Annotated in this window: 7 protein-coding genes; all 7 read left to right on the forward strand. The window is 32.4% G+C overall.

Translation table 11 applies throughout. The features are described 5' to 3' along the window. Positions 1–90: 90 nt before the first annotated feature. The 7 genes from KI369_RS28355 (at position 91) to KI369_RS28385 (ending at position 6468) form a co-directional block, all read left to right on the forward strand. A complete protein-coding gene (locus tag KI369_RS28355; protein ID WP_212958976.1) occupies positions 91–1338 on the forward strand; it encodes a hypothetical protein in 1248 nt (415 codons plus the stop codon). Between the two features lie 13 nt (positions 1339–1351). Beyond that, entirely contained in the window at positions 1352–2041 is a 690-nt protein-coding gene (locus KI369_RS28360; protein WP_088119258.1) for a response regulator transcription factor, read from the forward strand. Further along, positions 2038–3399: a sensor histidine kinase gene (locus KI369_RS28365; protein ID WP_212958977.1), complete on the forward strand. Its 1362-nt coding sequence runs from the start codon at positions 2038–2040 to the stop codon at positions 3397–3399. Before KI369_RS28360 ends, KI369_RS28365 begins: the two co-directional genes overlap by 4 nt. A gap of 100 nt (positions 3400–3499) precedes the next feature. Further along, positions 3500–4321, forward strand: a complete 822-nt coding sequence (locus tag KI369_RS28370) for a peptidoglycan-N-acetylglucosamine deacetylase (RefSeq protein WP_212958978.1) — start codon at positions 3500–3502, stop codon at positions 4319–4321. A gap of 14 nt (positions 4322–4335) precedes the next feature. After that, positions 4336–4992, forward strand: a complete 657-nt coding sequence (locus tag KI369_RS28375; RefSeq protein WP_212958979.1) for a YkyA family protein — start codon at positions 4336–4338, stop codon at positions 4990–4992. 160 nt (positions 4993–5152) lie between these two features. After that, positions 5153–5833 carry an MgtC/SapB family protein gene (locus KI369_RS28380; RefSeq protein WP_000119508.1) on the forward strand — a complete coding sequence of 227 codons (681 nt, stop codon included), beginning with the start codon at positions 5153–5155 and terminating at the stop codon, positions 5831–5833. Positions 5834–5928: 95 nt separating this feature from the next. Then, on the forward strand, positions 5929–6468 hold the full coding sequence (locus KI369_RS28385; protein WP_212958980.1) for a GNAT family N-acetyltransferase: 540 nt from the start codon (positions 5929–5931) through the stop codon (positions 6466–6468). Positions 6469–6831 lie beyond the last annotated feature (363 nt).

A 6831-nucleotide genomic window follows, 5' to 3' on the forward strand; every position in this document is an offset into this window, starting at 1 on the left:
GTAGAAAAATTATACTCATATGTATGATAATATTGGAGAAGCAAAAAGTAAAGAGAAATAATGAAAATCTGTAATGAGGAAAGATATTATATGCAGAAATGGATAGGTATTATGGGAATCATTTTTATGTTGACTGGATGTAAAATGTCTGAAGCTCCAACAAATTTAATGGAAGCTCCTGCCAATGAGAAATGGATTAATGAACTAAAAGAGCAAATAGATAAAGATTTTCCTGTTAATTATCGATTGCTTACTCCAATGTCTAATAAAGATAAACAGATGATTTGGTCAATGGATTTTAAACAAGATAATAAGAAAGAAGCCATTATATTTTATAAATTGCCGAATGAAGATCATAGTGTTTATTTAGCTGTATACGAAAAAAACAGGAATGGTTGGAAAACGAAGTCCACACATAAATTTAATGGTGGAGATGTAGATATCGTTGAAGTTGGTGATTTTACAGGAAACGGGAAACGAGAGTTGTTAATCGGAATCTCTGTAGACCGTGAATCGTTAAAACATGTTATGTATGTTTTTTCGGAAGAAAATGAAGATATGAGGGAAATATATAATCGGAATTATACGAAGTTATTCATAGACGATCTAAATAAAAATGGACTGAAAGATTTAAGTCTTGTTACGTATGAAAAAGATGAGAAGTTGATAGTTGAGTTCATTGAACAATTTAAGACGTTATCTGAAGCATCATTCGATCCATTTATAAATAGCATTCAAAGAATACAAATGGGACGTATTTCTCAGGCATTAAAGGCCATTGTCATTGATGCGGGAACTGGAGCTCATTCAGGGATAACTTACGTAGCGAAATTTGATAAGGGTCATTATGAGACACTACCTATAGATGGAAAAGAAGATTTGTTCAATGAATATGTTGTAGAAAGTAAAGATGTTAATGAAGACGGCATTATTGAATTTGTTCGTACTGTGCGTCCAAAAGGTTGGGAAGATAAATCACATGGTGATAGTCCGCTCTTTGAACGTTACATACAGTGGAGTGAATCGGGGATTAAACCAATTGAAGAAAGATATATCGATATAGAAAAGGGATATTATGTGAAAATTCCTAAGGAGTTAATAGGACAAATTACGATATCAGATGAGCAAAAGGAATCAAATTCTCAAAAGTTTTTGGAGATAAGTACAAATGAAACATGGCTTGAAGTTCATATATTTAAGCGGAAAGAATGGTTTGGAATAAAAGGATACAGCGCAGCAGTTAAAACGGCTTCTCACGTATATGCTGTACCGAAACAACCACATTTTGAAAAAGTGAAAATATATGTAAAGCCGCTAGCGGATTATCAACAAGAGTAGGGAGGTGGAAATGATGCCGACAATTTTAGTTTTAGAAGATGAAATGCCTATTCGGAGTTTTATCGTCTTAAATTTGAAACGTGCTGGATTTTATGTATTAGAAGCAAGTACTGGAGAAGAAGCGTTACAGATTTTATGTGAACATACTGTTGATGTAGCATTGCTTGATGTGATGTTACCAGGAATGGATGGTTTTCAAGTTTGTAAAACGATTCGGAAAGAAAATAAAAAAATAGGTATTATTATGTTAACCGCACGCGTACAAAATGAAGATAAGGTACAAGGGTTAGGAATTGGTGCAGATGATTATATCGCAAAGCCGTTTAGTCCAGTGGAACTTACTGCACGTATACAATCGTTACTAAGAAGAATAGAAGTACATGATGAAAAAGCGAATACTATTACATCTGGCCCGTTTTCTTTAAATATAATAGAAGAAAGATTATATAAAAGCGGACAACTAGTCGAATTAACTCCTACAGAGTATATGATATTACAGTATTTAATGAATCAGGCTTCAAAGCCAGTTTCACGTGATGAAATTTTAAATATGATTTGGGGAACGAATTATGTAGGTGAGACGAAAGTAGTAGATGTAAATATGAGGCGGTTACGTCAAAAGATAGAATGTAATCCATCAGAACCTGAATTTATCCTTACTGTGTGGGGAAAAGGATATGTGTGGAAGGAAAGTATAAGATGAAAAGAAAAGTGACTTTATATTTTATGACGGTCATTATACTTATGCTTGTATTATTTGAAGTCGTATTTTCAGTCTCTGTTTATCGATATTATTATAACGGTATTGTGCAATATGTAGAATCTCATGCGAAGACAAGTACACGATTTTTCTCTGAATACAATTCATTATACTTTATTCGTTTGCAAGAATATAGCGGGGATATAATTGAGAGCTTTCAGTTAGAAGGAACCGAATTACAATTAATTGATCGACATGGCACGATTATACAATCGTCAAGTGGACAAAAGATAGAGGGTAAAGTAGTTATTCCGTATTCGTTACTAGAAGGAGAAATGTACCACCAAGTGACTACTACGAAAGACAAAGTGAAACAATTAGAAGTGATTAGTCCGCTGATTCATCAAGGACAAACGATCGGTGTTTTAAAATATACGACTGTATTAACACATGTAAATGCCAAGATTATTGAAATTATTATGTTTACTATTTCTGTAGGTATTGTTATTTCAGGAATTGTATTCTTAATTAGTAGACGGTTAGCGAATTCATTTGTTAAACCGATCGAATCTATAATTCATGCTTCTTCCCAAATTGCAGAAGGGACATTAAAGAAGAAAATTAAAGAAGATTATCCTGGTGAATTAGGTGAGTTAGCGCATAGTTTAAATCATATGTCTGATAAAATAGAAAAAGCGGAACAGATGAAAAATGAATTCATCGCTTCGATTTCTCATGAAATACGAACGCCTTTAACTGGAATTAAAGGTTGGAGTGAGACGTTAAAAACGGTAGATCATTTAACGGAAGAAGAGATAAAGCAAGGCATGGGAATTATATCAGGTGAGACAGACCGATTGATTCATTTAGTAGAAGAATTGCTAGATTTTTCAAGATTACAATCAAATCATTTTAATTTATATAAACAAAAGGTGCAAATATACGATATACTAGAGGAGACGATTTGGCAATTAACTCCTAACGCTGAAGAGAAACAAATTCAATTTATTCATAAAATAGAAAGAATTGAATTGATGGGAGATCGAAATAGGCTAAAGCAAATTTTCTTGAACATCGTTCAAAATGCTATTAAATATTCACATGAAAAAGGTGCAATTCAAATTGAAGCGACTAAAAATGAAGGCCAAGCAGTGATAAAGGTGAAAGACAAAGGGATTGGAATTGCTAAGGAGCATTTACCATATATAGAACAGTCATTTTACCAGATTAATAATCATGTTACAGGTGCTGGTCTTGGTTTAGCTATCGTTAAAAAAATGGTAGAGCTTCATGGAGGTACATTAAATATTATAAGTAAAGAAGGAATAGGAACAACCATTTTGATAAAACTCCCATTATAATACATATAAAGTCTGTTTATATAGTGTAATAAAATAAATAGATGTATAATTATATTGGGTGATTTATATATAAGATTAATAGGGAGAGGAATTCGATAGAATGGAAAAAGCTTTTAAAATTAAACGAGTAGTAGTCGTTTTAATAGCGATTGCAGCAGTAGCTATTGGGTATTTCATGTTTCAATCCATTACTTCACCAGCAAAGGCTGTTGCAAAACAAGAAAATGTAGTACAGCTTGCAAGTGAACAAACGAAAGTAGAAATGAATAAAACGGCACCAAGCCGTTTTAATGGAAAAGAAAGAAAAGTTGCTTATCTTACATTTGATGATGGCCCAGGGAAATATACGGCTGAATTGTTAAATACGTTAAAACAGCATGATGCGAAGGCGACGTTCTTTTTAATTGGAGCGAATGTAAAAGAATTTCCGGATCTAGTGAAACGTGAAAATGCAGAGGGTCATTATGTAGGTATGCATAGTATGACACATAATTTTGCAAAGTTATATAAAAATGGCGAGTATGTAAATGAGATGAAAGAAGATCAAAGCTTAATCGCAAATATTATTGGAAAATCACCTAAATTAACACGTCCACCATACGGTTCGATGCCTGGATTAAATGAAGGTCTTCGTAATAAAGTGGTAGAGGGCGGTTTTAAAGTATGGGATTGGACAATTGATTCATTAGATTGGAAGTATAACAAAATGCAAGTTGATGCAGCAGCAGCACAAATTGCTCAAAATGTATTAACAAATGCAACAAAACCACAGGAAGTCATTTTAATGCATGACATTCACCCACAATCAGTTGCTGCTGTGCCAGCAATTTTAAAAGGGTTAAAAGAAAAGGGTTATGAGTTTGAAGCTTATCATGAAGAGAGTCACTTCCCAGTGAATTTCTGGCATGATAACCGTATGTAATGGAGGAATGAACGTTGAAGTATGGAAAAGTAGCAGTAGTTGGAGCACTATCAGTAGGACTATTAACAGGTTGTTTCGGTGAAAAACCAGAAGAAAACCTATATACAGCTTTTGAAACAGCGGCGACACAAGAAAAATCATTAGTTGATGAAGCGAAGAAATTAGAGAAGTTAGAGAAGGAAGGTCAAGAACTATATTCTCAAATTCTACAAGAAGGTAAAGATCATAATGACGCTGTTATGAAGAAAATAGAGCAAGCTACTGCAAATGTAGATGAACGTGAAAAAGTATTGAAAAATGAGAAAGAAATGCTAGAAAAAGCTCAGAAAGAAACGAAATCTATTCAAGGAAATATAGAGAAGCTTGAAGATAAGAAGTTACAAAAACAAGCGAAAGCAGTAGAAGAGTCGTATAAAAATCGTTATGATGCATTCCAAAAAATGAATGAAAATTATACGAAGGCGTTAGCGACTGAAAAAGAACTGTATGAAAAATTAAAAGTAAAAGAAACGAAATTAAAAGAAATTGGTGAAAAAGTTAAGGCTGTTAATGAACTGAATGTGGAAGCACAAAAGTCCAAAGAGCAATTTAACAATTTTACAAAAGAGTATAATGAAAGTAAATTAGCATTTTACAAAGATGCAGAGATTAAGATTAAAAATCAGAAATAAAGTAAAAATTTTAAACGTAATAAAAAGCCGGGGAAACATCGTCACAAATGTTTTTTCGGTTTTTTACGTTAAATGAATAGAAAAGACTGGAATTGATATCATAAAAGAGTTATAGTGAATTATTCCAAGGGAAACATTGTAAAGTAAGGAGACTGGAAATATGTCATATGAATTTTTACTCAAATTAGGTTTAGCACTCTTTTTAGGATTATTCATCGGGATAGATAGGCAGCTAAAGAATAAACCACTTGGCGTGAAAACAAGTATGGTTATTTCTGTAGCAAGTTGTTTAATTACGATGGTTTCAATTGAATCCGTACATGTATATTCTGTTCCAGGGCATACAAATATGGATCCAATGCGTTTAGCTGCTCAAATTGTGAGCGGGATTGGTTTTCTTGGAGCAGGTGTTATTTTACGAAGAAGTAATGATGTTATTTCTGGGTTAACGACAGCTTCTATGGTATGGGCTGCTTCAGCTTTAGGTATAGCAATTGGGGCAGGCTTTTATTTACAAGCGACTGTTGCTATGATTTTAATCATTTTAGCGATTAACGTACTTCCGCAACTTGTGAAAATTGCAGGCCCTTATTCATTAAGACAAAAGGATTTATCTATAAAAATTACTGTAAAAGAGCATCATGAGTTAGACGGTATATTTAAGCAAATTAAAAATTTAGGAATGCATGTGAAACGCGTAAAAATTAAAGATATAGATAGTGGAGCATTTCAGCAACTGGAGATGGTTATTTTAGCTCCAGAAGATTTATATACAACTGAGTTATATAGCTCACTAAAAGAGATAGATCGTGTTGTTTCAGTTGAAGTGGAAAGTAGATAATTATGAAAAAAAGAGTGAAGTGAATTCACTCTTTTTTTATTTGGATTTTTAAGGAAATAAATTGATATAATGATGAATAATAAGGGGGAGAAATGATGGAAATACATATTAGAAGAGCGATAAAAGATGATATACCAGGTATAGCAAAGGTACATGCTGATAGCTGGAAAACAACGTATAAAGGGATATTTGCCGACGAAATTTTAGAAAATATAACATATGAGAAACGAGAAAAACAGTGGGAAACCATCTTTCAACAAGAAGATAAATACCAATATAGATTTGTAGCAGAGACCATAAATGGAACAATAATCGGATTTATTGATGGGGGAGTTGAAAGAAGTGGTGCATATAATTGTGATGGAGAATTATATGCAATCTACCTTTTACAAGAGTATCAAGGAATGAAAATAGGGCAAAAGTTATTTCAAGCTTTACTAACGGAATGTATAAATGATAATATGCAATCACTTTTAGTATGGGTTGTTACGAATAATCCTTCTAAAAAGTTTTATGAAAAATTTAATCCAGAAAAAATTGATACAAAATTTTTAGAGCGAGTACAGGTAGAAGAGACAGCGTATTGTTGGAGAGATTTGAATTTGTTATATGAACAGCTAGATAGATTGATATAAATAATAATATTATGTAAACAAATAGCGGGAAAAGGTATACCAAATAAGGTATACCTTTTTATTAATCCATTTTTGATGGATTAATAAAAAATAGTAGGTAATTAGTTTGGAAACAAGAATTTTTTTAGTGTATTTTTAACTAGGTTAAAGAAAAGAAAGAAAAAAGGAAAAATTAAATTTCATAAAAAAATTCTGAAATATACTCTTGAATTGAATATCATTATCAATTAGAATCATAATTGATAACGACATTCAATTATCGTTTATTATATAAAATTTCGATAGCTTTAATATAAAGAGGAGGACCAGTATGCAGCATGCGAAACAAATCGCAGAACATGCAACATTACAAAGCTTTTTAAA

The organism is Bacillus sanguinis, assembly GCF_018332475.1.
Taxonomy (GTDB): Bacteria; Bacillota; Bacilli; order Bacillales; family Bacillaceae_G; genus Bacillus_A; species Bacillus_A sanguinis.

Excerpts from the sequence above, each read along its gene's own strand:
- KI369_RS28355 (WP_212958976.1), top strand. The coding sequence starts at position 91 with ATGCAGAAATGGATAGGTATTATGGGAATCATTTTTATGTTGACTGGA.
- KI369_RS28360 (WP_088119258.1), top strand. The coding sequence starts at position 1,352 with ATGCCGACAATTTTAGTTTTAGAAGATGAAATGCCTATTCGGAGTTTT.
- KI369_RS28365 (WP_212958977.1), top strand. The coding sequence starts at position 2,038 with ATGAAAAGAAAAGTGACTTTATATTTTATGACGGTCATTATACTTATG.
- KI369_RS28370 (WP_212958978.1), top strand. The coding sequence starts at position 3,500 with ATGGAAAAAGCTTTTAAAATTAAACGAGTAGTAGTCGTTTTAATAGCG.
- KI369_RS28380 (WP_000119508.1), top strand. The coding sequence starts at position 5,153 with ATGTCATATGAATTTTTACTCAAATTAGGTTTAGCACTCTTTTTAGGA.
- KI369_RS28385 (WP_212958980.1), top strand. The coding sequence starts at position 5,929 with ATGGAAATACATATTAGAAGAGCGATAAAAGATGATATACCAGGTATA.